We start from the raw sequence: 23,286 nt of genomic DNA on the forward strand, positions 1-23,286 counted from the left end.
GATGCAGGGGGAAGCCGACGATATTGTCTCCGCCATCATGGCGAAGTGGTCCGTCGGCTTTGGGAAGCTCGACGCAGCCGACATTGCTGCGCTCTACTCACGGAACGCCTTCTTCTTCGGCTCGAATCCAAGGCTTTACCGCGGCCGGGAAGGCGTCGCGGCCTATTTCAATGGTTTGCCGCGCTGGCATTCGCCCAGCGTCACCTTCTCCGAGGTGATATCCGCGTGGGTCGCCTCTGACGTGATCAACATGGCCGCCATCGCCTCGTTCGACCTCGGCGAGGAAGGTCCGCCGCTGTCGGTGAAGATCACCTGGGTGATCATTCGCGAGGACGCCGATTGGAAGATCGTCAATCATCACGTCTCGTCGAGGGTCCCGATGATCTAGCGGTGGAGGCCTCTGCCCGTTCCGCCAGGTGCGCGGTCGCCGCCCGCTAGATGTCGTAGTAGAGATGGAACTCGTAAGGATGAGGTCGCAGGCGGATCGGGTCGACCTCCTTCTTGCGCTTGTAGTCGAGCCAGGTTTCGATCACGTCGGCGGTGAAGACATCGCCGCGCAGCAGGAATGCGTGATCGCGCTCGAGCGCGTCGAGCGCCTGGTCCAGCGATCCTGGCGTGGACTTCACCTCCTTCGCCTCCGCAGGCGGGAGGTCGTAGAGATTCTTGTCGATCGGGCTGCCGGGGTCGATCCGCTTGTCGATACCGTCGAGGCCAGCCATCAGCATTGCCGCGAAGGCCAGATAGGGATTGCAGGACGGATCAGGCGAACGAAACTCGACGCGCTTGGCGCGCGGATTCGGCGAATACATCGGAATCCGGCAGCAGGCGGAGCGATTGCGCTGGGAGTAGACGAGGTTGATCGGAGCTTCATAGCCCGGCACCAGACGCCGATAGGAATTCGTCGTGGGGGCGCAAAGCCCGCACAACGCCCAGGCGTGGCTCAATAGCCCGCCGATGTAGTAGCGGCCGAGCTGGCTCAACTCGGCGTAGTCACCTTTGTCGTAGAACAGATTGGTTTCACCCTTCCAGAGCGATTGGTGAACGTGCATGCCCGAAGCGTTGTCCTCGAACAGCGGCTTCGGCATGAAGGTCGCGGTCTTGCCGTGCTGATGCGCGGTGTTCTTCACCACGTATTTGTAGATCATCAGGTTGTCGGCCATGCGGGTGAGGGTGGTGAAGCGCATGTCGATCTCGTTCTGGCCGCCGGTTGCGACTTCATGGTGATGGGCCTCGATCTGGATCCCCAGAGATTCCATCGTCAGCACCATTTCGGTGCGTAGCGCCTGCATGCTGTCGGTCGGGGGAACGGGAAAGTATCCCTCCTTCGGGCGCGGTTTGTGGCCGAGGTTCGGCCCTTCCTCAGAGCCGGTGTTCCAGCTGCCTTCGCTGGAGTCGACTGCGTGCATGGCGTAGTTGATGCCCTGTGCGTAGCGCACTTCGTCGAAGACGAAGAACTCCGCTTCCGGGCCGAAATAGCTCGTATCGGCGCGCCCGGTGCCCTTGAGGTAGATTTCGGCTTTCTGGGCGATGTAGCGGGCATCCCGGCTATAGGACTGGCCGGTCACGGGGTCGCGGATGTTGCAGATGAGAACCAGCGTTTTGGCCGGACTATAGGGGTCGACGAATGCCGTCGTCGGATCGGCGACGACCAGCATGTCGCTTTCCTGGATCTCCTGGAAGCCTCGGATCGATGAGCCATCGAATCCAATGCCCTCATTGAGTGCATCGGCATTCACCGCGCTCGGCGGGATGGAAAAATGTTGCCACACCCCCGGCAGGTCGGTGAACCGCAAATCGATCATCTGAACTTTCTCGTCCGTGATCGCCTTCACGAGGTCTTCGGCTGTCGTACATTTCGCAACCATGGCTTCGCTCCCAGGTCAGCGTCCCGAGATCGCGTAGCCGTTCGGCCGCAACCTAGCGGCTCGCGACGGACTGTGGTCCACGTTCGGCGTTGTCGCCGCAGTCAGGCAAGCTTCGCGCGACGGCAGTCAGCTTTGATGTGGCCCGCGCATCAGCTTCATCGCGTCTTCGATGTGCCGCCAGGTTTTTGCCAATTCGAGCTCGCCCTTCTGCTCGAGGTCGATGGCGTTTTGAGCGGCTTCCGCAATGGCCTTGGGGCCATGGGCTTCCAGCAACTGCCGCGCATAGTCGTGGATTTCCATTTCTCGCATGGCGTCATCTCCCTCTTGTTCTGGGCGCAAACGGGGTGGGCCGAGAACGGCAGACATTGACACCTGTCAAGCGCCGATAGTCTGCATCCTGGTGCGCCGCACTTGCAAGGGCCCTTTCCGGGGCATGGGCGGCCGGATGGGGCGCCGGCTCCCGGTCGCGGCAACACAGCGCAGGTCGGAGGGATGTTTCTTCATCGGTGCGCCCCCACATCAATACGAGAAGGGAGGTGAGCATAATGCGCATCCAACATTGGCAAGACGCTGGTAGCCTGTTGGTGGGCGTGTGGCTGGTCCTGTCGTCCTTTGTCCTCGGCTTATCCGGGGCTGCTCTCTGGATCACCATCGCACTCGGGCTCGGCGTCATGCTGTTTGCCGTGGAAGCCTTTGTCGTCCCGTCCTACCTGGAAGAGTGGGGCGAAATGCTGCTGGGCTTGGCTCTGCTGCTGGCGCCTTGGTCCATCGGCTATGAGCCCGTATCGGCCACGGTCAGCAGCGTATTGTCGGGCCTATTGGTGATCCTGCTCGCTGCTTGGGAATTGATAACCGATCGCGACTTCAGTACCTGGTGGCACGATCACTGGCCTCACCGCGCCGGCTGAGACGAGAGGTTGCCGGCTCCTCTCCGACCGCCATCGGCTGGCGGCCGGAGGAGAGGTGATTACGTTACGATGCTGTTCTGGGCTCGATCGGTTGCCAGATGCTGATCTTGCGCGTCTCCGGCATCAGGAAGACCGCAAGCACGAAGCACACCGCAGGCACCGCAATCGGGTAGATCAGCGCGTAGCCGATGCTGCCGGTCGCCGCGAAGGCCGCCGATGTGATGAACGGCACCAATCCGCCACCCCAGCCGTTGCCGATGTGGTACGGCACCGATACCGACGTGTACCTGATCCTGGCCGGAAAGTATTCCGCCAGGAATGCGCCGACCGGCCCGTAGACCATCCCGACGTAGCAAACGAGGATGAAGATGATGAAGATCGCGGTCGGATAGTTGATGTTGCCGGGCTGCGTGACCGTTCCCAGCCACAGATAGAGCGGATAGTACGTGATCGCGGCGAGCAGCATGCCGCCCAGGATCACCGGCTTGCGGCCGATCTGATCCGACAGCCAGCCGAAGAAGATCAGGCTCGGTGTTGCGATCAGCAGCGCGGCTCCCACGATGTAGGCCGAGGTCAGCGCATCCACCTTGGAGACCTGCTGCAGGAAGTACAGCGCCCAGAACTGGCCGCTGTACCAGACCACGCCCTGTCCGATCAGGACCACGATCGCGATCCCGATGTATTTGATGTTGGAGCTGAGGAAGGCCTCTTTCCACGGATTCGTCGTCATTTGGCCGCGAGCCCTGATCTCCTGGAAGATCGGTGTCTCCTGGAGCTGGAGCCGAATGTAGATCGCGATGGCCACCAGCAGGAAAGACACCAGGAACGGAACGCGCCAGGCCCATTCGTCGAAGGCCTGATTGCCGGCGTAGGTCCGTGTCAGGATGATCACTGCCAGTGACACCACGATGCCGAGAGTCGGAGAGGTCTGTAGCCAGCCGGTGTAGTAGCCGCGCCTGTCGTCCGGCACATGCTCCGCGACATAGGTGATGGCGCCGCCATATTCGCCGCCGAGGCACAGACCCTGGATCATGCGCAAGCCGAACAGAAGGAACGCCGCCGTTAGACCGATGGACTGGTAGGTCGGGATCAACCCGATTGCCCCCGTACCCAGTCCCATTCCGCTCAGCGTGATGAGGAATGTATATTTTCGTCCGACCCTGTCACCCATCCATCCAAAGAGGAAGGCTCCCAACGGGCGGATCAGGAAGCCCGCAGTGAACAGGGCGATCGTGCTGAGGAGGGCTGCAACCGGGTGGGATTGCTCGAAGAACTTGACCGACAGAACGGCGGCCAGGCTGCCGAAGATATAGAAATCATACCATTCGATGACGTTTCCCACTGATGCAGCAACGATCACGCGGCGGAAATCGTGCGGTACTTGAACTGCCATGTGCTGCTCCTATCAAATTCAAACGCCACTCCTCGCGCATTTCAGCGCCAGTTCGCTCGCGGAGTGCGTTTGGTGTGCGACGCTACAGGCGAGAATTGCGAGTTGCGTCCGCAACGCCTGGTCTCAGAGGAACCTTGAACCACCTAAGAAGAGCTTCGGCGGCCTTCGGTACCGCGAGCTGTCACGACCTGGCCCGTCTGTGCGGGGAGGCGTTGAGAGCAGTTTAATCCTGCCAAGGCCGGCCCCTTATGAGACTTTCGGCTCAATCGACCCGAACCGAAGCTGCCCCGGTCGCTCATCGCGCCGGGCGGTCGGGTCACGAATGAACGGAAAGGACCTCTCGGGCGTTGTGTGGGTCCTCAACGAGGAGCCCATCATGCAGAACATCGCAGAGCATATGGAAGTCATCGGCGCCGACGGCGTCCACATCGGAACTGTCGACCGTATCGAGGGCAACCGCATCAAGCTGACCAGGAAGGACAGCGGCGAGGGCAGCCACAGGGGCCATCATCACTTCATCGACAAGGGCCTCGTCGCCGACGTCGAAGGCAACAAGGTCCGGCTCTCGGCCAAGGCGGCGGTGGCCGTGACGATGGAAGAGGAAAAGTAGCGCCCGCCGTGGCTCGTTCCTGATCCGTACCGCTATTCGTCTGCCTGCACGTTCCGGTAGCCTCGGCCTCCGTCGCGTATCGCAAGGTGCAGGAAATGGCGGAGCCGGGCCGGCCAATACGGTCCCAAGGTATTGCGGGGACCTGGCCCGTCGGCCGGACTGCTCCGGCCGGCGGCTTTGTGCCGGCGGGCTTTGGCGCCTGGCCCGCGCTCGCCGGGACGCTGCGCGAATGGATGCGCGCCGAGGCCGGTGCCGGGCGGCTGTTGCCCTGGGTGCCTGTGGCCTTCGGCAGCGGCATCGCGCTCTACTTTGCCGCCGATCACGAGCCGGTGCTTTCCATCGTCGTCGCGACGGCGATCGCGCTGATGCTCGGCGCGGTTCTGTTGCGGCGGAGCCGGTTGTTCGCCCCTGCGATCATGATCGCGGCGGTCGCGGCCGGCTTTGCCATGGCGACCTGGAAGACGGCGCGCATCGGCCATACCGTGCTGGCAAAGCCGCTCTATTCGGTGTCGCTGTCGGGCTTCGTCGAGACGCGCGACATCCGCGAGCGCACAGACCGCTTCGTGCTGCGCGTCACCGCGATGGAGGCGCAGCGGAGCGACGTCAAGCTGGAGCGCGTGCGCCTCTCGGTGCGCAAGGGGACTGCGCCGGAGGTCGGCAGCTTCGTGCAGCTGAAGGCGCGGCTGATGCCGCCGATCTCGCCGGTGCGCCCCGGCAGCTACGATTTCTCCCGCGACATGTTTTTCCAGGGCATCGGCGCCTCCGGCTTTGTGATGGGGGCGATCACGGCGGCAGTGCCGCCCGATGCCGGTGGCCTGCGGCTGCGCTATGCCGCCTTCATGCAGGGCCTGCGCGATGGGATCGACGCGCGCATCCGGGCAACACTCGAAGGTGACAATCGCGCGATCGCGACGGCGCTGCTGACCGGGCGGCGCGACGCGATCACCACGCCCGTCAACGATGCCATGTTCATTTCAGGGCTCGGCCATGTGCTCTCGATCTCCGGTTATCACATGGCGGTGGTCGCCGGCGTCGTGTTCTTCGCGGTCCGCGCGCTGCTTGCTCTGATTCCGGGACTGGCGGTCGGTTTCCCCATCAAGAAATGGTCCGCGGCTGCGGCGCTGGTTGCCGCCGCGTTCTATCTGCTGCTCTCGGGCGCGGAGGTCGCGACACAACGCTCGTTCTTCATGACCGCCGTGGTGCTGATCGCCGTCATGGTCGACCGCCGCGCCATCACGTTCCGCACCCTGGCGGTGGCGGCGCTGATCGTGCTCGCGGTCGCGCCGGAAGCGCTGGTGCATCCGAGCTTCCAGATGTCGTTTGCGGCAACGCTGGGGCTCGTTGCGCTGGTGCAGATCGGCATGCCGAACCTGTTTGCGTCGCCCGATCATTCGGCGACCGCGCGCATCGCGATGTGGGGCGGCCGCGAGATCGCGATGCTGTTTCTGGCCTCGCTGATCGCGGGGCTTGCGACCACGCCCTATGCCGCCTTCCATTTCCATCGCGTCACGCCCTACGGCGTGCTCGCCAATCTCGGCGCGATGCCGGTGGTCTCTGCGCTGGTGATGCCTGCCGGACTGCTCGGATTGCTCGCGGCGCCGTTCGGGCTCGACGGCGTGTTCTGGTGGCTGATGGGGATCGGCATCGACTGGATGGTCGCGGTCTCGCGCTGGGTGGCGGCACTGCCGGGCGCCGTCGGCCGCATCCCGGCTTTCGGCATCGCGCCGCTGATCGCGGCCAGCCTGGGGATCATCGTGATGGGCCTGCTGCGCACGCCCTTGCGCTGGTCCGGCGCGCTGGTGCTGCTGGTGGCGGTCCTCTGGGGGCTGTCGGGGCGGCAGCCGGATATCCTGATCGCCGGGGACGGCCAGAGCGTCGCGGTCCGGGGCAGGGACGGGCGCCTGCAAATGATCCGGGCCAGCAAGGACGGCTTTCTGCTGAAGGAGTGGCTCGCTGCAGACGCCGATCCGCGCGATGCCGCTAGTCCCTCGCTCGCCGCCGGCGTGTCGTGCGACGAGGCCGGCTGCGTGACACCGCTCGCCGACGGGCGCCTGGTCGCGCTGGCCATGCGCATCGACGCGCTGGCGGATGATTGCAGCCGCGCCGCGCTGGTGGTGACGGCGCGGCCGGCGCCACCGGATTGTGCGGCGATGGTGGTCGACCGGCAGCGTCTCGCCGCGCAAGGTGCGCTCGCGCTGACACGGCGCGGCGACGGCTTTGTGGTTCAGTCGGTGAAAGCGAGAGGCACCGACCGTCCGTGGTCGCCGGCGACCGCCGGCGAGGGCGATTTCGGTACGAGCCTTGCGCCGCAGGCGGCGGCTCCCCGCAGCCGGGACGCGACACCGTCCGAGGCGGACATGCAGGCCGAGGATTGAGCGGACGGGCTACAGGTACCAGGCCAGCACGGCGTCGAGCCCTGTGGCCCCGATCACCGGCAGGGCCACCATCTGGCTCAGTCCAGACGCGCGGGCCTCCGCGGCCGCGGCTGAGCGGTCATGCGCGAGATCGTCGTTGAGTGCGGGCATGCCGGTGGCCCAGGCTCCGCCGATGCTGCCTTCACCCCTGGCGATGGATTTGTCCGCGTAGAGCGCGGCGAGGTCGGTCTGCGCGCTGCAATCGCCGGCGCGAAAGACCAGCGCTGAGCGGGCCTCGTTCGGCACCCAGATCTCGAAGCGCCGCGCAATCGGCGTCGCCTGCGCGGAGAGGAAGGTCAGCACCCAGGTCTGGTCGGTGCCGGTCCGGTAGGGCACGCCGACGCCGAGATTGATTCCGACTTCGGCAGCCTCTTCCCAGCGCAGAAAACTTTTGGCGTTGTGCAGATCCTTGATGATCAGCGGCAGACCCGCTTTCCAGGTGCGTCCGGGCAGGCCGAAGCCGCGGGGAAACCTGGTGTGGCGGGAGTTGAATTCGAACATGTCGGCGGTGCCATAGTAGCCGTCGACGAGCCCCATCTCGTGGGAGATATCGGGATCATTGTGCCAGAGCTCGATCGCGCCGACATGCGCCTCGTCGTCGCCGCAGAACAGCACCATGACGGCCTGCAAGAATTCGCCTGAAAACACCGGCACCGCCACGCCGCAGGTGAGGCCGGCCGCGAGCGCCTGATCGGTCCGCTTGAAATAGGAGTTGGCGAATTTGGTGAGGATCACGGGATGGCCGCTGGCCCAGGCCTTGCCGGGAAGGCCCTCGTCGTATCCGAAGCGCAAGTTCTCGCTCACCGCCTTGAACGCGGACAGCCCTTCGCCATAGAGGCCGCCGCCGAATTCCAGCCGCATGCGCGTCCGGTCGGGCACCCAGAGTTCAACGACGCGAATGAAGGTTTTCATCGACCGTGTCCGCCGCCTCGAGCCAATGACAGCATCGGCGATCTGGCCGCGGAACGGACGTTCAAAATTCAGGCAGGGCCGCGCAAACTTCGTGCGACGGGGAGCCGCGGGGGGCTCGGCAGATTGGATTCTCAGGACGCAAACCATACCGGGTCGCCGGCCACGGCCGGCGATGGCGATTTCAATCCTGGCCCCGACCCGCGAGCCGGGGTTGCTACGTCAGCCGATCGGCAGGCGGGTGACGGTCGGCCGACCATCGGCGGTGACCTGCGGCTTGTGCTCGCGTTCGCCGACGGGCTGGGTCACCGGCAACTGCAGCACGGTCGCGCGCTGGCCTTCGACGAGCTGCGTCACCAGTACGTATTTGCCGTCGGGGAATTCGATCGCGTCGTGATGGCGATCGGGAATGTGCGGATCGATCTTGCCGAACTTGCCGACACGCGAGTTGATGGTGCGCGTCCAGATCCAGCGATTGTCGTAGCGGACGTTGTCGGCGAAGGCGAGCTCCGTCCCCGGCAGCAGGCAGACCGCGACGGACATGTCGGCTTCGGAGGCGAAGCCGCGCGTCGAGGTGCCTCGGAAGGTGGTCGTGACGATCGTCTCGCCGACTTCCGCGGGACGCGTCGCGACGGCATGCAGGCTGTAGTCACACATCGGGTGCTCCTCATTCGAAGATAGCAACCCGCACCTCCTTCGGAGGCACAGGCCTCTATCAGAGTGGAAGCATGTTAGCGTCTTCTCGGTTGTAGGCAAATCTGCGGCTTAGGTCCGCGCGCTGCCATCACAATATCTTTTTCAAATGCACGAGGAACAAAGTCCGCTCTCGTGCATTTGGCGTGCGTCTCCGTCAGCGACCAGCAGGTGCCGACCAGCCCGAATATTGCCAGGCGGGTTGCGACGGCTGCGCGACGGCGTTGCGGGCATTGCGCAATTGCTCGCTCGTCGTCGGCGGCGTTGCCTTGCGGACTTGGTGTGACTGTGCGGCGAAGGCTTGCGACGCCGATGCTGCGATCAGCGTCATCGTGACGGCGCTCAAAACGATCTTGCGCATGATGGTCTCCTCGATTTCCAGCGCCGCGAAGCGATGAGGGCTTCGTGCGGCGTGCCGAGGATGTAGCGCTGGAGAAGGGGCCGGATAATCTGTGCAAAACCAGAAAGACTATCCAGCCGGAGCGGACAATCGTCCGCTCCAATCGTCAACGCGCGGGTCGCCAACCGGCGGGGCGCGCTCAGTACTTGCGGTACAGGCCGATCAGCTTGCCCTGAATCTTCACCCGGTTGGGCGGCAGGATGCGGACCTCATAGGCCGCATTGGCGGGCTCGAGCGCGATCGAGGCACCGCGGCGGCGGAAGCGCTTCAGCGTCGCTTCCTCGTCGTCGATCAGCGCCACCACGATGTCGCCGGTGTCGGCGCTCTCGTTGCGCTGGATCAGCGCCATATCGCCGTCGAGGATGCCGGCTTCGACCATCGAGTCGCCGCGCACTTCGAGCGCGTAGTGCTCGCCCGAACCGAGCATGTCAGGCGGTACGCTGATGGTGTGGCTGCGGGTCTGCAGCGCTTCGATCGGCGTGCCGGCCGCGATGCGGCCCATCACCGGCACCGCGACGGGGCGCTCGCCCTCTTCCACGGACGCGCTGGAGCTCGCTCGCACCTTGCCGAGATTGCCCTCGATGACGCTCGGCGTGAAGCCACGCCGGCTGCCGGCGGCGGCCTGGAGCTCGGGCAGCTTGATCACCTCGATCGCGCGGGCCCGGTTGGGCAGACGCCGGATGAAGCCGCGCTCCTCCAATGCGGTGATCAGGCGATGGATGCCTGACTTCGAGCGCAGGTCGAGCGCGTCCTTCATCTCGTCGAAGGAGGGCGGCACGCCGCTTTCCTTCAAACGCTCGCTGATGAATCGCAGAAGCTCGTATTGTTTGCGCGTTAACATCTCGACCAAATCCCCCGGTTGATGTCGTTCGATTCCGAGACGGTGAATTCAGCGGCGAGCCGCCAGATGCTCGAAACAAATCATGAACGGACACTATATGTTCGATATGTGTTCCGCAACTGCTTAATTTACCGTGAACGCGACAAAGTTCGCGGAACGCGCATGACCAGCGGGTTCAGGCGGGCAGTCGCAGCACCTCGCAAGGCGTGCCGGCCTCGGCCTTGGGTGCGAACGGCGCGCGCACGAGAAGTGCCTGTGCCGCAGCGAGATTCGCAAGCAGTGAGGAATCCTGATGATCGACGGGAAGGGCGACAAGCGTGCCGTCGTCGCGCCGCTCCAGACGTGCGCGCAGATAATCTTCGCGCTGGTCATTGGCACCGAGGTCGCGGCCGAGCACGGCGCGCTCGCGACGATGATGAATCACGGCGCGGCCCGACAGAGCGCGAATCAACGGCACCATGAACAGGAAGGCGCACACATAGGACGACACGGGATTGCCGGGCAGGCCGATCACACCCATCGTTCCTAACCGGCCGTGCATCATCGGCTTGCCCGGCCGCATCGCGATCTTCCAGAACGCCATCGCGATGCCTTCGTCCCTCAGCGCCTGCTGGACCAGATCGTGGTCGCCGACCGAGGCGCCGCCGGTCGTAATCAGGATATCGGCGCCGCTTTCGCGGGCACGGCGGATGCCGGCGGTGGTGGCCTCCAGCGTATCAGCGGCAACACCGAGGTCGACGGTATCTGCGCCCTCCTGGCGGGCGAGCGCGTGCAGGGCGTAGCCGTTGGAATAGACGATCTGGCCGGCACCCGGTGTGGTGCCTGGCATCACCAGCTCGTCGCCGGTGGCGAGGATCGCGACCTTTGGGCGGCGGCGGATGGGGAGGTGCGGGTGATTCATCCCGGCGGCGAGTGCGAGGTCGCGCTCGGTGAGCCGGGTTCCCTTGCGCAGGAGCACGTCGCCCTCGGAGAAGTCGACGCCGGCGGGACGGATGTGCCGCCCCGTGACGGCGGCTTGCTTGATCGTGATGCGCCTGCCGTCGGCGACCGTGTCCTCCTGGATCACGACCGCGTCCGCGCCAGCCGGAACGACGCCGCCGGTGAAGATTCGCATCGCTTCGCCGACGCCGACCGATCCCGCAAACGGCCGGCCCGCCGCGATCTCGCCGATCACGGTGAGCTGTGCGTCGACCTTGGCTGCATCGGCCGCGCGCACGGCGTAGCCGTCCATCGCCGACATCGCCTCCGGCGGCTGCGTACGCCGCGCCGCGACGTCGCGCGCGAGCACCCGGTGGTAGGCCTCGTCGAGTGGAATCATCTCTTCAGGCAACGGCTCCACGCCGGCCAGCACCGCGGCGAGCGCGTCAGAAACCGGCATCAAGGCCACGGGGAAGACTCCTGCAAGGCACGTTCGGGTGAATGAACGGCGAACGTTCTATCCGAGTGCGGGCGCGGAGGCAAAACAGCGACGAGGCAGGATAATTCATCCCGTCGCTCGGCCGCTCTTCTATGGAGAACGCCAAGTGCGGCGCGGCATCATCCGGACGATCGGAAAGACCGGTACGAGTGTGGCCATGGCAAGGACGATAGTGACGAGAGCCACGGCCAGCATCGGTCAACGACCGGACTGCCGGCCCGGACGGGCGTCCGGCGCCACATCGGGAGCTTTGGGGCCTTGATCCTTGTCGGGCAGCGGATCGGCCTGGGATTTCAGGTCGGCGGCCTTGCTGATCAGCTTGGCGGAAAGGTCAGAATCCGACGTCGTTCTGGCGAATTCGAGCAGAAGAGAGGCCTGTTTGGTGAGGTAGGTCTTGCCCAACACGATGATGCGTCCGTCCGTAGAAGTCCCAACGGACTCAAGAGTCCGGAAGCGGGCATTCCGTTCCCGGAACTCTGTATAAAAATATACAAAGTGATTTGTTTCCTCATCCCGGCCCAGATCGGATCCGGGGAACTCCCCGGTTTCACCCGCCGGCCGGTGTCTCTCGATCAGATTCCCAGCGCTTTGAGTGCATCGCCGACGTCGCGGGGCGAGGTCACATGCACCGCGGTCAATCCGCGCGCCCGCGCGCCCTCGACGTTTTCGGCGAGGTCGTCGAAGAACACGATGCGCCTGGCGGGCACGCCGATGGCCGCCACGACATGGTCGAAAGCCGCCGCGTCCGGTTTGCGCAGGCCGATGCTGGACGACAGATACAATTCGCGGAAATGGCCGAGCAGGCCGGCATACTCCTTCGAGAAATGGTCCACATGCGGCCGGTTGGTGTTGGAGAAGGCGTAGAGCGGCATCTGCTTCGCCGCACGCGGCAATAGCTCCGCGATATCAGGCATCTCGCCCGCGAAGATCGCGTTCCAGCCCTCGAGGAATTGCGCATCCGAGATGCCGATCCCGAGCGAGGCGCGCAGCGAGGCGAAATAGTCTTCGTCGCTGATCTTGCCGACCTCGTGCAGCCGATAGGCCTCGCTGTCGCGCACATAGCGGCCAACGATCGCCTCCGGCTTGCAGCCGGCATGTCCCGCCCAGCAGGCGATCGCCTTGGAGAAGTCGATGTCGAGCACGACGCGCCCGAGATCGAACAAAAGCGCATCCGCGCTGCCGGGAGAGAGCGAGGTCATTGCATCCTTTCAGATCAGTATCGGTAAGGTTCGTGGTCGAACAGCGGGAACGCGCTGAACACGCTCGGCGCATTCGTTGCGGTTGCCTGATGCAGGCAGGACTTGTTGACCTCGGCGAACGAGGTGGCGCCCAACAGGCCGAGGCAGCGCAGCACCTCGTCTTCCAGAAGCTCCAGCATCCGCGCCACGCCGGCCTCGCCGGCCGCCGCCAGCGCCCAGCATTGCAACCGGCCGATGCCGACGAGGTCGGCGCCCGCCGCGATCGCCTTGACGATGTCGGTGCCGCGGCCGAAGCCGCCGTCGACCATGATCTTGGCGCGGCCCTTCACGGCCTCGACGATCTCAGGCAGCACATGCATGGCGCCGCGGCCGTGATCGAGCTGGCGGCCGCCATGGTTGGAGACGTAGATCCATTCGACGCCGTGATCGATCGCGATCAGCGCGTCCTCGGCGGTGGCGATACCTTTGAGGATCAGCGGAATCTTGAACTTGTCCTTGATCATCTTCACGGTCCGCCACTCCAGGCCCTTCTGGAAATCGCCGCCGGTGGCGCGCAGGCGGCTCTCGCGAACGTAGCGCTTGGCGATGTCACGTTCGCGACGGCTGTAATGGGCGGTGTCGACGGTCAGGCAGAAGGCGGCGTAGGCGTGCTTTTCGGCCCGGCTGACGACATCGGCGACGAAGGCGTCGTCGCCGCGCACATAGAGCTGGAACAGGCGCAGCGCATCGGGAGCGGCCTCGGCGGTCTTCTCGAGGCCCGGCTCGGACACCGAGCTCAGCATGTGCGCCGCACCGAAGGTGCCCGCAGCACGGGCGACGCTCGCCGCGCCATCCGGGTCGAAGATCTCGAGCGCGCCGACTGGCGCGAGCACCACCGGCAGGCGCATCCTGCGGCCGAATTGCTCGACGGAGCCATCGACCTTGCGCACGTCGCGCAGCACACGCGGGCGAAAGGCGATCTCGTCCAGCGCCATCCGGTTGCGGCGCATCGTGGTCTCGGTCTCGGCGGCGCCGACGATATAGTCCCAGGCATTCTGGTTGAGGTTGGCGCGTGCCTTCCGGATGAATTCGTGCAGATTCTGGAACGGCTCGCTGCTGGCGCCGAGTTCGACGTTCCTTTCCGGCCGGATGCGGGGTGCTTCGTTCATTATTATCCTCCCGAGAATTTGAAGCCTTGTTTCATCGCCTAACCCGTCCAGCTCTCCAAAACCATCCTAAAATCGCATAGCTGCGGGGCGTGGGTCGGTCGACCGGTTGCCGATTTGCGCGAAACGGTTTCGGAACGTTGCCAAAAGTTTAGGTCCGGGCGAAGGGATTTCTACGGTGTACCCGCCGGCGTGGCAGCCCGGCCTTGAAGAAACCAGAATGGTATTGTGAGAAGCGGGCTGGATCGCCATTTGCATGGCGCCTCCCAAGCCCCAAGAGAACCGCTAAAGCAAAAAGGCCAGCCTATCCATGCGGAAAACCCTGCTGTTCCCCCTGGGCGCGCTCACCGGAGCGTGTTTGACCCTTCTGGTAGCCAGTCCGCACGGCGGCGTGTGGGCGGCACGGGCGGCAGCGAACGCGGATGATGCCTATTCCCAGCTCAACTTGTTCGGCGAAGTCTTCGAGCGCGTGAAGGCAAGCTATGTCGAGAAGCCCGACAATGCCAAGCTGATCGAAGGCGCAATCACCGGCATGGTGACCTCGCTCGATCCGCATTCGCGCTACATGAACGACAAGGCCTGGACCGAGATGCAGGAGACCACCTCCGGCGAGTTCGGTGGGCTCGGCATCGAGGTCACGATGGAGGAGGGCCTGGTCAAGGTCGTCTCGCCGATCGACGACACGCCGGCGTCCAAGGCCGGCATCATGTCCGGCGATCTCATCAGCAAGATCGATGGCGATGCCGTGCAGGGCATGACGCTCGAGCAGGCCGTCAACAAGATGAAGGGCCCGGTCGACACCAAGACCAAGCTCACCATCGTGCGCAAGGGCGCCGACGCGCCACTCGACATTGCGATCACTCGCGAGATCATCCATGTGCGGCCCGTCCGCTTCCACGTCGAGAACGGCGACATCGGCTATATCCGCGTCACCTCGTTCAACGAGCAGACTACCGACGGCCTGAAGAAGGCGATCGCGGCGATCTCCAGGGAGATCCCGCAGGAGAAGCTCGCGGGCTATGTGATGGACCTGCGCAACAATCCCGGCGGCTTGCTCGACCAGGCCGTGTCAGTGTCGAGCGCATTCCTTCAGCGCGGCGAGGTGGTCTCGACCCGCGGCCGCAATCCGGAGGAAACCCAGCGCTTCACCGCGCACGGCGGCGACCTCACCAAGGGCAAGCCGCTGGTGATTCTGGTCAACGGCGGCTCGGCTTCGGCCTCGGAGATCGTCGCCGGCGCGCTGCATGACCACAAGCGTGCCACGATCATCGGCACGCGCTCGTTCGGCAAGGGCTCGGTGCAGACCATCATTCCGCTCGGCGCCGGCAATGGCGCGCTGGCGCTGACCACGGCGCGCTACTACACGCCGTCGGGCCGATCGATCCAGGCCCAGGGCATTGCGCCCGATATCGAGATCCTCCAGGACGTGCCGCCCGAGCTGAAGGGCCGGATGGATACCATGGCGGAGTCCCAGATGCGCGGCCATCTGTCGGCCTCCGACGGCACCGAGCAGACGGGATCGCAGTCCTACGTCCCGCCGGAAGAGAAGGACGACAAGGCCCTGCACGCGGCCTACGACTTCCTGCACGGCGTCACCGCGAATGCGGTCGCCGCGAAGCCCGCGCCGAAGGCTGCGGTGCCGAACTAAACGTCGCGACGTCCAGATATCGCCCGGGAGTGGATGACCGCTCCCGGGCGAATTCGTTTTGGGACTTCGCGTCAGCTCGGGTTCATGGCGGCAAAGGTCGCCTCGTAGCGCCCGTCGCGCTCGGCGCAGCGGCGGGCGCGGTCGCGTCGACCAGCACTTCGTCGCGGGGATGAACCCGCAGCTCCAGCAATTGCATGACCTCCGCGACATAGGCGTCGAGCGGCATGGCGCGTGCGTCGCTCGCTCGGCAGGCGGTGAACCCGCATCTTCGCGAGCGGCGGGATCACCGCCCGATCGTCATTGCTGCTTCTTCGGACCCGTGTGATGCGGGACTTCGGACTTCGGTCCGCCGCCGTAATGGTGGCTGCCGCCGGATCCGCTGGTCGTCCCGCCGTCGCTCTCCTTCTTGCCCATGTGGTGCGGGACCTCGGTCTTCGGTCCGCCCGAGTAGTGATGGCCGTTCTTCTCATCGGTCGTGTTCGTCTGCGCCATGGCGGGCAACGCAACGAACGACATGATCGCCGCGGCGACGATCAGCTTGCGGTGACTCATTCTGGTTTCTCCTGTTGATCTCTTCGAGTTGGTGTCAATCAAGTCCCGGTGGCTCGATCGAGCAACAACCAAACCCGGAGCTTGATTGTGTAGGTTGAGCAAGATCAAATGTCGACGCGCGCGCTCGCGTGCGTCGTTGCGCGGATCGTCGTGTTGCCGCAGGCGACGAGAAACATCGATCTCCTTACAGAAAAAAATTCTTGCCGCTGCGAGAAATCGCAGGTCGCGCGCAAAGCCCTCGATCATGCCGAGAGATGTCGTGACCGATAACTCTTCCGGTTGAGGACGACGGGCGCCTCGATTCCTTACGCGATTGAATCACAAAAAGATTTGGCTGGTGCGTCGATCGAGTTTGATGTCCGTCAAACCGGCATCAATGACGCAACCTAGCGTGCCGCGCGAATGAGCGGCGACAACGGTTGCGATCCGACAAAGAGTTGACCGCAGAGATGGAGAACGCACCGTTGACTGACGAGACCATTCACGCCCCCAGTCGGCCCTTGCAAGTTGCGTTTCTCTTGCACCGCCGGTTGTGGGAGACGATCACGATCAGGTCGGTGCTGATCAAGCCGCGGCGCGATGTGCGCCTGGATCTGTTTCGCGGTCTGGCGAACTGGCTGATCTTTCTCGGACACATTCCGGATTCTGCGCTCGCCTGGTTCACGACGCGAAACTACGGCTTCAGTGATGGCGCCGATCTGTTCGTGCTGATCTCCGGATACACCGCAACGTTCGTATTCGGCTCGATGATGATGGAACGTGGCTTCGTCATCGGCGCAACCCGGCTGCTGCGGCGGGTGTGGCAGCTCTATGTCGCCCACCTGCTGCTGTTCTTCGTCTATCTCACCGCCGTGCATTACCTCGCGCACAGGTTCGACGACCTTCACCTGATGGATCAGTTCAACGTCGCGCCGCTCATGGACTTTCCCGTCGAGACGCTCTCGCAGGGCCCGGTCCTCAAGTTCAAGCCGCTCAATCTCGACGTTCTGCCGCTCTACATCGTGCTGATGGCCGCGTTTCCCGTCGTGCTCTGGTTCATGCTGCGATGGCGCAATGCAGTGATGATCGGCTCGCTCGGCCTCTATCTGGCCGCCCGACATTACGAATTGAATCTGCCGTCCTATCCGGCCGGAGTCTGGTATTTCAATCCGTTCGCCTGGCAGCTGCTTTTCGTATTCGGAGCCTGGCTGGCGTTGGGAGGGGCGGCGGCAAGCCGCTGGCTGCTGTCGTCCCGCACGCTGCTCGTCCTCAGTAGCGGCTTCCTGATCCTTGCGCTCGCGATGACGCTGGCGGAACGAATTCCGGGGCTGCGGGACTACATTCCCGAGGGGCTCGCCGCCGTCTTCATTCCAAACGACAAGACCAATCTGGGTCCTTATCGCGTCATCCATCTGGCGAGCCTGGTGTTCATCGTCGTCTCGCTCATTCCGATCGACTGGCCCGGTCTGAAGTCGCCGGTGCTCCAACCCTTGATCAGATGCGGTCAGCAGTCGCTGTCCGTGTTCTGTGTCGGCCTCTTTCTGTCGTTCGTCGCACATTTCGTGCTCGAGTCCGGATCCGAGGGGTTATGGGCCCAGCTGCTCGTCGGTGCCGCCGGCCTGTGGATCATGACGATCGTCGCCTACTACCGGACGTGGTCGAAGGGCATCGACAGGAGCCGCTCGACCGAGGAGGGCGGCGGATGATGACGTCCGGGCTGATCTTCACCGAAGAGATCCGCGGCCTCATTCTGCACGGCCTGCATTGGGCCGCCTCGACCATCGAGCTGCTCGGCGTGGTGGTCATCGTCTGCGGAGTGCTTGCTGCAACGGTCTGGTCGCTGAACGAGATGCGGCGCGGCGCGCCAGCCGATGCATTTCGTTCCTATCGCGCCAATCTTGGTCGCGGCATCCTGCTTGGCCTCGAATTCCTGATTGCCGCCGACATCATCGGAATGGTCGCGATCGTGCCGTCGTTCGACCGGCTCGGCATCCTGGCGCTGATCATCGTGATCCGCACGTTCCTGAGCTTCTCGCTCCAGATTGAAATCGAGGGGCGATGGCCGTGGCGAAGGCATGACAGGGAGGTAAGCGATGCAGCCCGCGGCGGCCTTTGACACTTCCCTGCGTAAGAGTTGCCGGCGCATCGCGTCTATATGGCCTGACCCGCCCCACGCTGTCCTCATCGCCGACCTCGATGAGCAGATGACCATCCAAATCAACACCCGGAGAGTGACCATGAACCGTTCGAGAAAATTCGTCGTGAGCGCAGCCGCCTTTGCCGTCCTCGCCCTGGGGCCGGTTGGGCTGTCGCCCGCAATCGCCGCCGGTCTTGCCCGGACCGCCATGATGGATGACGACAAGATGTCGAAGATGCCGGCCCCATCGGATTCCAGCGACAAGATGAACATGGGCCAGCCAGCGGGGCAGCCGCAGAACATGAGCGGCGGTCGAATGAACGATGACAAGATGAAGATGCCGCCACAAAGCCAGATGCGGGACTGCCAGGGCGCCGGCTGTCAGGAGAGCTCCGGCATGATGCAAATGATGCAAATGATGGAGAAGATGATGCGCGGCCAGATGAGTTCGTCCGGCAGCAGCGGTGCGATGAGCGGCCCGGTGGATGTGACAGAGCGGGTCGAGGGGCGGATCGCCTTCCTGAAGGCCGAACTGCAGATCAGCGACAAGCAGGCCGCCGACTGGAACAGTGTCGCCGACGCCTTGCGTTCGAGCCGGCAGCACCTGCTGGAAGCGCGCAAGATGCTCGCGATGGATGACAGGTCGGGAAGCGCCGACCGTCTGGAGCATTACGAGCGGCATTTGTCCGAGCGTCTGGAGGCGATCAAATCGGCCCGCCTGGCCTTCACGCGGCTCTACGCGTCGTTGAACGAGAGCCAGAAGCAGACCGCAGACACGATCCTGCTGCCTCTGATTGCATCGTTCTGAGCTCTGGAATCGAGAGCGAGATCATGTTCGGTCTGCCCCTTCGATGTCGAGCCGGCCTGTCTGCGCTCGTCGTCCTGACGAGCCAGCTTGTGGCGAATGCCGTGCTCGCATCGGACTTCGGCCTCGGCCGCGCGCATCCGACAGGGCAGGTCGCTCAGCGTTGGGAGCTGGCGCAGGCAGAGGACGACCACGCCGCACATCATCCCGCAGCGTCCGGCTCGGCAGGCGGTGCGGCCGATGTGCCGCCCAGCGGCGCCACGCCGGGGATGATGGGTGGAATGGACGGCATGATGGGCCGGCCGCGCAAGGAGTTCTACCCGGCATTGATGGACATGCCGGCGCTGTCCGCCGAGCAGCGGAGCAGGCTGGAGGTCCAGGCGCGCGAGCGGATCAGCGCGGAGGCCGATCGCCTGGCGACTGCCGAAATGGATCTGCGGCACGCTATCGCCGGAGGCGATATCGTCGCGGCAGATCAGGCGTCGCGGCGGCTTCGCGAGTCCCTGAACGCGGTTCAGAGCGGCGTGGTCGCGCTGCGTTCGCTGCACGAGGGCAAGCCGCCGCAGCAGATCGCGCAGGCGTGGTTCAAGTCGCAGATGAACCTGCTGCCTCAGCGCGGCACCATGGCTGCGGATGACGGCACGCAGGGAATCTCCTGGTTTCACGTCACGACCATGGCGCTGCTGGTGCTGTTCTCGCTCACGCTGCTTGCCGTCTATGTCGCGCGCATGCGCCGGGCGAACGCGCTGGTCGATCGGCTGACGCGGGCTGCGGCCGTTCCGGCTGTTGCTGCGGCCGTCCCATCCGCGACGGCCGTCAGCTCGCCGGACGAGAAGGCCGCGGTGACACCTGCGCAACAGACAAATCGCGATACTGCGCGAGTCGAACCGGGCCGCTCCTGGAAGGGCAGGCTGAAGATCTGCGCGATCTATCAGGAGACGCCGAACGTGAAGACCTTCCGTCTGCAAGCACCAGACGGCGGCGCGATTCCGTTTGCGTTCGTGCCGGGGCAATTCCTGACCTATACCATCGAGATCGACGGAAAGACCGTCAGGCGCTCCTACACGATCGCGTCGTCGGCGGCCCAGACCGCCTACGTCGAGACCACGATCAAGCGCGAAGACGGCGGGCTTCTGTCCGACTACATGCATGGCCACCTGAAGGCGGGAGACCTCATCGAGGTTGCAGGCCCCTCCGGCGCCTTCACGTTCACCGGCACGGAAGCCGATAGCGTCGTCCTGATCGGTGGCGGTGTCGGCATCACGCCGCTGATGGCAGCGATCCGATATCTCTCGGATATTGCATGGCCCGGCCAGATCTACCTCGTCTATGGCGCGCAGACGACCGAGCAGTTCATTTTCCGGGACGAGCTGGAATATCTTCAACGCAGGATGAACAATTTGCACGTCGCGGCCACGATGGTGCGGGCCGCGGGCACGTCGTGGATGGGAAGCGAGGGGCAGATCACGGCCGAGCTCCTGACACAGGCTGTGCCTGATCTCACCAGACGACGCGTTCACTTGTGCGGTCCGCCCGGAATGATGGACGCGCTCAGGAAGACATTGATCGGGCTCGGCGTGCCCCGTGAGCAGATCAAGACGGAGGCCTTCGGGCCCGCCCGCGGAGCCGTCCCACCTCCCGGCAAGGCCGGCGCCGAAGCGCCGATGCCGGGAGTTGAAGCGCGCAATCAAGGGGACGCGGTGGCCGGCCCTGCAACGGCCACCATTCGCTTTGCGAGATCCGGCAAGGTCGTGGCGCTGCCTCCGGACAAGAGCGTCCTGGAGGTGGCCGAGAGCGCGGGCGTTTCGATCGATTATTCCTGTAGGGCTGGGGTCTGCGGCGTCTGCAAGACGCATCTGCTGCAAGGAAACGTCACGATGGAAGTCCAGGACGCCTTGACCGCAGACGACAAGGCGAACGGTCTGATCCTGGCCTGCCAGGCGAGATCGGTCGGAGATCTGGTCGTCGAGGCCTGACATGATGGATCGGAGAGGGCGCCTGATCGCCGACGTCGCACTGGCGGCCCTGTTGTTGCTGGTGCCGGCGTTCCTGCTGCACTCCGATAGCCGGTTCGCAGGAAGCCTCGCCGGCTTCGTCCTCGGGGCCGGCGCGGCCGTGCTGATGATTCTTCTTCTCGTCTATCCGATGACGAAATACAGCGCGGGTCTGAAGGCCCTGGTCACGCGATGCGTGTCGATGCCGACGCTCCTGGCGTTTCACGCCTATGCCGGAATCGTCGCGGCATTTTTCGCGCTTCTGCACACGGGGCACAAGTTTCAAAGTCCGCTCGGGATCGCCCTGGTGACCAGCATGCTGATCGTTGTCGTCACCGGATTTGTCGGACGCTACTACCTGCCGCAAACCGCGATGGAGCTCCGCCAGCAGCAGTCGCACCTGGCGACCTTGAGGTCGGCCTATGAGCACATTGCGTCGGCCATGTCGTCGCCCGATCGGGTGGTGCGTGACGGGACCGCCGTGCCTGCATCGGCGTTGCGGAATGTGCCCCTGCTGCAGCTCGTCGATGGCATTTCCGATCTCGAATCGGCGATCGGATCGAGCGAAGCGATCAAGAAGATCTTCCTGCAATGGATCGGGCTGCATGTCATGGCGGCGATCGTCATGTATGCGCTGCTCGCGGTGCATGTGGCGGCCGAGGTCCATTACGGGCTGCGGTGGCTCGCGTGATGATCAAGGGCATGCTCTACGCCGTGATCGCGACACTGGCCGTCGCAAGCGTGGCCGTCGTGTCGATCGCTCTGTATCGGGGCGGCTCCGAGGTCGTTCCAGGGTGGGCAAGGTTTGTGACGCCCGGGCCACTTTCCGGGAAGCATGCATTTCTGTCCGACAGATGCGAGAGCTGCCACACGCCAGTCAAGGGCGTCGATGCAGCGGCCTGCATCTCCTGTCATGCGCCTTCCGCCGGGGATCTCGCAAAGCAGTCGACGGCCTTTCATGCTACGGCGGGCAATCAATGTTCCGGCTGCCATCTCGAGCACATGGGTGAACTGCGGCCGATCAGGATGGACCACGCGTCACTGCTTCAAGTCGCAACGTCTCCCTCCGGCAGGAAGTTGTTTGACCGGGCCGCGGCCGATCAACTAACTGCGGACCTGAAGGAGTTTCTCGGCCTGCCAAAGTCAGACCGGCGGGAAAGGGCGGAGCTCGATTGCGCCAGCTGCCACAGCAACCGGGAGCCGCACCGCGAATTGTTTGGACGGAACTGCGCGGAGTGCCATGGGCTCGCGTCTTGGAAAATCGTCGATTTCCTGCACCCCTCGCCAACGTCGAGGGACTGCGCCCAATGCCATCAGGCGCCGCCGAGCCACTATATGGGCCACTTCGTCATGATGGATCGGATGATCACGGGACAGGAGCACGCGTCAGTCGATCAATGCTTTCTCTGTCACAGAACCGACTCGTTCAACGACATCAAGGGCGCCGGCTGGATGAAGCATCATTGACTGGCCTGGCCGTGCGACGGAGATGGATGCCGCATATTACAGGGCTCGACGAAAAAAATCGGAGGCCGATTTCACGCCGCATCGCGCGGCCGGATAGGGATGTGGAGCCCGGAACTCCCGCATAGTGGACGAGGCTCATTGTCGCTCTCGCATTGTCGATGCCGGGAGTGTCGTTTTCTGTTGGCCGTACCTGCAACCAGAGCTATATGTTCCGGATCGAGGCAGTGGGTGCACAGATGATTGGCTTGAGAAAGCCAAGGCGAAGGTGGTGGGGATGGCTTGTCGCCATCGCTTATCTGCTTGCGTCGATGACCCCGTCGCTTGCGTTCTCGACCGCTCTGGATGCATCGGTTCAGTGCGCGCATCCGGCCGATCAGCCCGCGCATGCGCATGAGCACCAGCACGATGAAGGTGCCGGATCGACGGTACATTCGCATGACGTTGCGATGGCCGGGGATTGTGACGACGATCAGGACCGCCCTGGCGACCGGCATGCCACCTGCTGCGGCTCGGTGCTGTGCTTCAGCGCCGTGTCGCCTCAAGCGCCGGCGATTGCGGAGTTTGTCGTGCCGCACGCGCGCTGTGAGGCGAAGCCTGATGTGATCGGCGACGAAGGTGCGTTCCGTCGTCACTACCGGCCCCCCATCGTCTGAGATAGCTCCCGAAGATCGAACTGCCTCGCTCCAGGTTTGAGCGCGGATCGACACGTCTGCGAAGGGCGCTAAGCCCCAGCGGATGATGGCGGTGCGCGCCAAGACCTCGCACATGGCGAAGCGACAGGACCGGTCTCGGTTGTTGCTCGCGCGCGCTGCGTGTTGAGCGGAAGAACGCCGACATGGCGATCACCGGCTTGCGGAAGGCAAGGTCACCGCGCGAACGCCGCTGGAGCGGTGATCTCTCGCGACCCTTG

25 protein-coding genes are annotated in these 23,286 nt (G+C 64.2%); 12 read left to right on the top strand and 13 right to left on the bottom strand.

What is annotated here, in order from left to right:
• Position 1 precedes the first annotated feature (1 nt).
• Positions 2-388: a YybH family protein gene (locus BM118_RS01160; protein WP_092181111.1), complete on the top strand. Its 387-nt coding sequence runs from the start codon at positions 2-4 to the stop codon at positions 386-388.
• Positions 389-434: 46 nt separating this feature from the next.
• Here the strand turns inward: BM118_RS01160 and glnA are convergent, their stop codons facing one another.
• Positions 435-1,865: a type I glutamate--ammonia ligase gene (glnA, locus tag BM118_RS01165; RefSeq protein WP_092181114.1), complete on the bottom strand. Its 1,431-nt coding sequence runs from the start codon at positions 1,863-1,865 to the stop codon at positions 435-437.
• A gap of 126 nt (positions 1,866-1,991) precedes the next feature.
• On the bottom strand, positions 1,992-2,174 hold the full coding sequence (locus BM118_RS01170) for a hypothetical protein (RefSeq protein WP_028171775.1): 183 nt from the start codon (positions 2,172-2,174) through the stop codon (positions 1,992-1,994).
• A gap of 236 nt (positions 2,175-2,410) precedes the next feature.
• On the opposite strand from BM118_RS01170, the gene BM118_RS01175 reads away from it, so the two are divergent.
• Positions 2,411-2,773: an SPW repeat domain-containing protein gene (locus tag BM118_RS01175; RefSeq protein ID WP_177233921.1), complete on the top strand. Its 363-nt coding sequence runs from the start codon at positions 2,411-2,413 to the stop codon at positions 2,771-2,773.
• Between the two features lie 64 nt (positions 2,774-2,837).
• Here BM118_RS01175 and BM118_RS01180 read toward each other — a convergent pair whose 3' ends face one another.
• Positions 2,838-4,166, bottom strand: coding sequence for an MFS transporter (locus BM118_RS01180; protein ID WP_092181123.1), 1,329 nt, complete (start codon positions 4,164-4,166; stop codon positions 2,838-2,840).
• Between the two features lie 376 nt (positions 4,167-4,542).
• Between BM118_RS01180 and BM118_RS01185 the strand changes: the two genes are divergently transcribed.
• Positions 4,543-4,776: a DUF2171 domain-containing protein gene (locus tag BM118_RS01185; RefSeq protein ID WP_092184168.1), complete on the top strand. Its 234-nt coding sequence runs from the start codon at positions 4,543-4,545 to the stop codon at positions 4,774-4,776.
• A 95-nt stretch (positions 4,777-4,871) separates the two neighbouring features.
• Positions 4,872-7,151, top strand: coding sequence for a ComEC/Rec2 family competence protein (locus BM118_RS01190; protein WP_177233922.1), 2,280 nt, complete (start codon positions 4,872-4,874; stop codon positions 7,149-7,151).
• Between the two features lie 9 nt (positions 7,152-7,160).
• Here BM118_RS01190 and BM118_RS01195 read toward each other — a convergent pair whose 3' ends face one another.
• The 8 genes from BM118_RS01195 to BM118_RS01230 all read right to left on the bottom strand — a co-directional run bounded on the left by BM118_RS01195 (position 7,161) and on the right by BM118_RS01230 (position 13,797).
• Positions 7,161-8,102: a GAF domain-containing protein gene (locus BM118_RS01195; RefSeq protein WP_092181129.1), complete on the bottom strand. Its 942-nt coding sequence runs from the start codon at positions 8,100-8,102 to the stop codon at positions 7,161-7,163.
• A 219-nt stretch (positions 8,103-8,321) separates the two neighbouring features.
• The gene (locus BM118_RS41055; RefSeq protein WP_177233923.1) at positions 8,322-8,756 is read right to left on the bottom strand and encodes a hypothetical protein; all 435 of its coding nucleotides are present in this window, start codon (positions 8,754-8,756) and stop codon (positions 8,322-8,324) included.
• Positions 8,757-8,949: 193 nt separating this feature from the next.
• Positions 8,950-9,153, bottom strand: a complete 204-nt coding sequence (locus tag BM118_RS41060; RefSeq protein ID WP_177233924.1) for a hypothetical protein — start codon at positions 9,151-9,153, stop codon at positions 8,950-8,952.
• Between the two features lie 178 nt (positions 9,154-9,331).
• Positions 9,332-10,033, bottom strand: coding sequence for a transcriptional repressor LexA (gene lexA, locus BM118_RS01210; protein ID WP_092184170.1), 702 nt, complete (start codon positions 10,031-10,033; stop codon positions 9,332-9,334).
• Between the two features lie 175 nt (positions 10,034-10,208).
• Positions 10,209-11,420 carry a molybdopterin molybdotransferase MoeA gene (locus BM118_RS01215; RefSeq protein ID WP_092181132.1) on the bottom strand — a complete coding sequence of 404 codons (1,212 nt, stop codon included), beginning with the start codon at positions 11,418-11,420 and terminating at the stop codon, positions 10,209-10,211.
• Between the two features lie 228 nt (positions 11,421-11,648).
• Positions 11,649-11,855 (bottom strand): hypothetical protein, encoded by a 207-nt coding sequence (locus tag BM118_RS01220; protein ID WP_092181135.1) that lies wholly within the window; start codon positions 11,853-11,855, stop codon positions 11,649-11,651.
• A 167-nt stretch (positions 11,856-12,022) separates the two neighbouring features.
• Entirely contained in the window at positions 12,023-12,649 is a 627-nt protein-coding gene (locus BM118_RS01225) for an HAD family hydrolase (RefSeq protein WP_092181138.1), read from the bottom strand.
• Between the two features lie 14 nt (positions 12,650-12,663).
• Positions 12,664-13,797: an alpha-hydroxy acid oxidase gene (locus tag BM118_RS01230; RefSeq protein ID WP_092181141.1), complete on the bottom strand. Its 1,134-nt coding sequence runs from the start codon at positions 13,795-13,797 to the stop codon at positions 12,664-12,666.
• A gap of 307 nt (positions 13,798-14,104) precedes the next feature.
• Here BM118_RS01230 and BM118_RS01235 point away from each other — a divergent pair, with 307 nt between their 5' ends.
• Positions 14,105-15,442: a S41 family peptidase gene (locus tag BM118_RS01235; protein WP_092181144.1), complete on the top strand. Its 1,338-nt coding sequence runs from the start codon at positions 14,105-14,107 to the stop codon at positions 15,440-15,442.
• Positions 15,443-15,524: 82 nt separating this feature from the next.
• On the opposite strand, the gene BM118_RS39865 is transcribed toward BM118_RS01235, so the two are convergent.
• Complete coding sequence (locus tag BM118_RS39865) at positions 15,525-15,668, bottom strand: hypothetical protein (protein WP_177233925.1); 144 nt, start codon at positions 15,666-15,668, stop codon at positions 15,525-15,527.
• A gap of 71 nt (positions 15,669-15,739) precedes the next feature.
• Complete coding sequence (locus BM118_RS42640) at positions 15,740-16,240, bottom strand: hypothetical protein (RefSeq protein WP_349527665.1); 501 nt, start codon at positions 16,238-16,240, stop codon at positions 15,740-15,742.
• Positions 16,241-16,458: 218 nt separating this feature from the next.
• Here BM118_RS42640 and BM118_RS01245 point away from each other — a divergent pair, with 218 nt between their 5' ends.
• The 7 genes from BM118_RS01245 to BM118_RS01275 all read left to right on the top strand — a co-directional run bounded on the left by BM118_RS01245 (position 16,459) and on the right by BM118_RS01275 (position 23,029).
• Positions 16,459-17,679, top strand: a complete 1,221-nt coding sequence (locus BM118_RS01245; protein WP_244550028.1) for an OpgC domain-containing protein — start codon at positions 16,459-16,461, stop codon at positions 17,677-17,679.
• A complete protein-coding gene (locus BM118_RS01250; protein ID WP_092181147.1) occupies positions 17,676-18,089 on the top strand; it encodes a DUF1622 domain-containing protein in 414 nt (137 codons plus the stop codon). The genes BM118_RS01245 and BM118_RS01250 overlap by 4 nt, the downstream gene beginning before the upstream one ends.
• On the top strand, positions 18,067-18,918 hold the full coding sequence (locus BM118_RS01255) for a Spy/CpxP family protein refolding chaperone (protein ID WP_092181150.1): 852 nt from the start codon (positions 18,067-18,069) through the stop codon (positions 18,916-18,918). The genes BM118_RS01250 and BM118_RS01255 overlap by 23 nt, the downstream gene beginning before the upstream one ends.
• A gap of 23 nt (positions 18,919-18,941) precedes the next feature.
• A complete protein-coding gene (locus BM118_RS01260) occupies positions 18,942-20,891 on the top strand; it encodes a 2Fe-2S iron-sulfur cluster-binding protein (protein ID WP_092181153.1) in 1,950 nt (649 codons plus the stop codon).
• Position 20,892: 1 nt separating this feature from the next.
• Positions 20,893-21,600, top strand: a complete 708-nt coding sequence (locus BM118_RS01265) for an iron reductase (RefSeq protein ID WP_092181156.1) — start codon at positions 20,893-20,895, stop codon at positions 21,598-21,600.
• A complete protein-coding gene (locus BM118_RS01270; protein WP_441299743.1) occupies positions 21,600-22,376 on the top strand; it encodes a cytochrome c3 family protein in 777 nt (258 codons plus the stop codon). Before BM118_RS01265 ends, BM118_RS01270 begins: the two co-directional genes overlap by 1 nt.
• Positions 22,377-22,543: 167 nt before the next feature.
• Positions 22,544-23,029, top strand: coding sequence for a hypothetical protein (locus tag BM118_RS01275; RefSeq protein ID WP_143099396.1), 486 nt, complete (start codon positions 22,544-22,546; stop codon positions 23,027-23,029).
• Positions 23,030-23,286: the final 257 nt, after the last annotated feature.

The sequence above is a fragment of the Bradyrhizobium sp. cf659 genome (assembly GCF_900113725.1).
Classification (GTDB): domain Bacteria; phylum Pseudomonadota; class Alphaproteobacteria; order Rhizobiales; family Xanthobacteraceae; genus Bradyrhizobium.

Excerpts from the sequence above, each read along its gene's own strand:
- BM118_RS01160 (WP_092181111.1), top strand. The coding sequence starts at position 2 with ATGCAGGGGGAAGCCGACGATATTGTCTCCGCCATCATGGCGAAGTGG.
- glnA (WP_092181114.1), bottom strand. The coding sequence starts at position 1,865 with ATGGTTGCGAAATGTACGACAGCCGAAGACCTCGTGAAGGCGATCACG.
- BM118_RS01170 (WP_028171775.1), bottom strand. The coding sequence starts at position 2,174 with ATGCGAGAAATGGAAATCCACGACTATGCGCGGCAGTTGCTGGAAGCC.
- BM118_RS01175 (WP_177233921.1), top strand. The coding sequence starts at position 2,411 with ATGCGCATCCAACATTGGCAAGACGCTGGTAGCCTGTTGGTGGGCGTG.
- BM118_RS01180 (WP_092181123.1), bottom strand. The coding sequence starts at position 4,166 with ATGGCAGTTCAAGTACCGCACGATTTCCGCCGCGTGATCGTTGCTGCA.
- BM118_RS01185 (WP_092184168.1), top strand. The coding sequence starts at position 4,543 with ATGCAGAACATCGCAGAGCATATGGAAGTCATCGGCGCCGACGGCGTC.
- BM118_RS01190 (WP_177233922.1), top strand. The coding sequence starts at position 4,872 with ATGGCGGAGCCGGGCCGGCCAATACGGTCCCAAGGTATTGCGGGGACC.
- BM118_RS01195 (WP_092181129.1), bottom strand. The coding sequence starts at position 8,102 with ATGAAAACCTTCATTCGCGTCGTTGAACTCTGGGTGCCCGACCGGACG.
- BM118_RS41055 (WP_177233923.1), bottom strand. The coding sequence starts at position 8,756 with ATGTGTGACTACAGCCTGCATGCCGTCGCGACGCGTCCCGCGGAAGTC.
- BM118_RS41060 (WP_177233924.1), bottom strand. The coding sequence starts at position 9,153 with ATGCGCAAGATCGTTTTGAGCGCCGTCACGATGACGCTGATCGCAGCA.
- lexA (WP_092184170.1), bottom strand. The coding sequence starts at position 10,033 with ATGTTAACGCGCAAACAATACGAGCTTCTGCGATTCATCAGCGAGCGT.
- BM118_RS01225 (WP_092181138.1), bottom strand. The coding sequence starts at position 12,649 with ATGACCTCGCTCTCTCCCGGCAGCGCGGATGCGCTTTTGTTCGATCTC.
- BM118_RS01230 (WP_092181141.1), bottom strand. The coding sequence starts at position 13,797 with ATGAACGAAGCACCCCGCATCCGGCCGGAAAGGAACGTCGAACTCGGC.
- BM118_RS01235 (WP_092181144.1), top strand. The coding sequence starts at position 14,105 with ATGCGGAAAACCCTGCTGTTCCCCCTGGGCGCGCTCACCGGAGCGTGT.
- BM118_RS39865 (WP_177233925.1), bottom strand. The coding sequence starts at position 15,668 with ATGCCGCTCGACGCCTATGTCGCGGAGGTCATGCAATTGCTGGAGCTG.
- BM118_RS42640 (WP_349527665.1), bottom strand. The coding sequence starts at position 16,240 with ATGATCGAGGGCTTTGCGCGCGACCTGCGATTTCTCGCAGCGGCAAGA.
- BM118_RS01250 (WP_092181147.1), top strand. The coding sequence starts at position 17,676 with ATGATGACGTCCGGGCTGATCTTCACCGAAGAGATCCGCGGCCTCATT.
- BM118_RS01255 (WP_092181150.1), top strand. The coding sequence starts at position 18,067 with ATGCAGCCCGCGGCGGCCTTTGACACTTCCCTGCGTAAGAGTTGCCGG.
- BM118_RS01260 (WP_092181153.1), top strand. The coding sequence starts at position 18,942 with ATGTTCGGTCTGCCCCTTCGATGTCGAGCCGGCCTGTCTGCGCTCGTC.
- BM118_RS01265 (WP_092181156.1), top strand. The coding sequence starts at position 20,893 with ATGATGGATCGGAGAGGGCGCCTGATCGCCGACGTCGCACTGGCGGCC.
- BM118_RS01270 (WP_441299743.1), top strand. The coding sequence starts at position 21,600 with ATGATCAAGGGCATGCTCTACGCCGTGATCGCGACACTGGCCGTCGCA.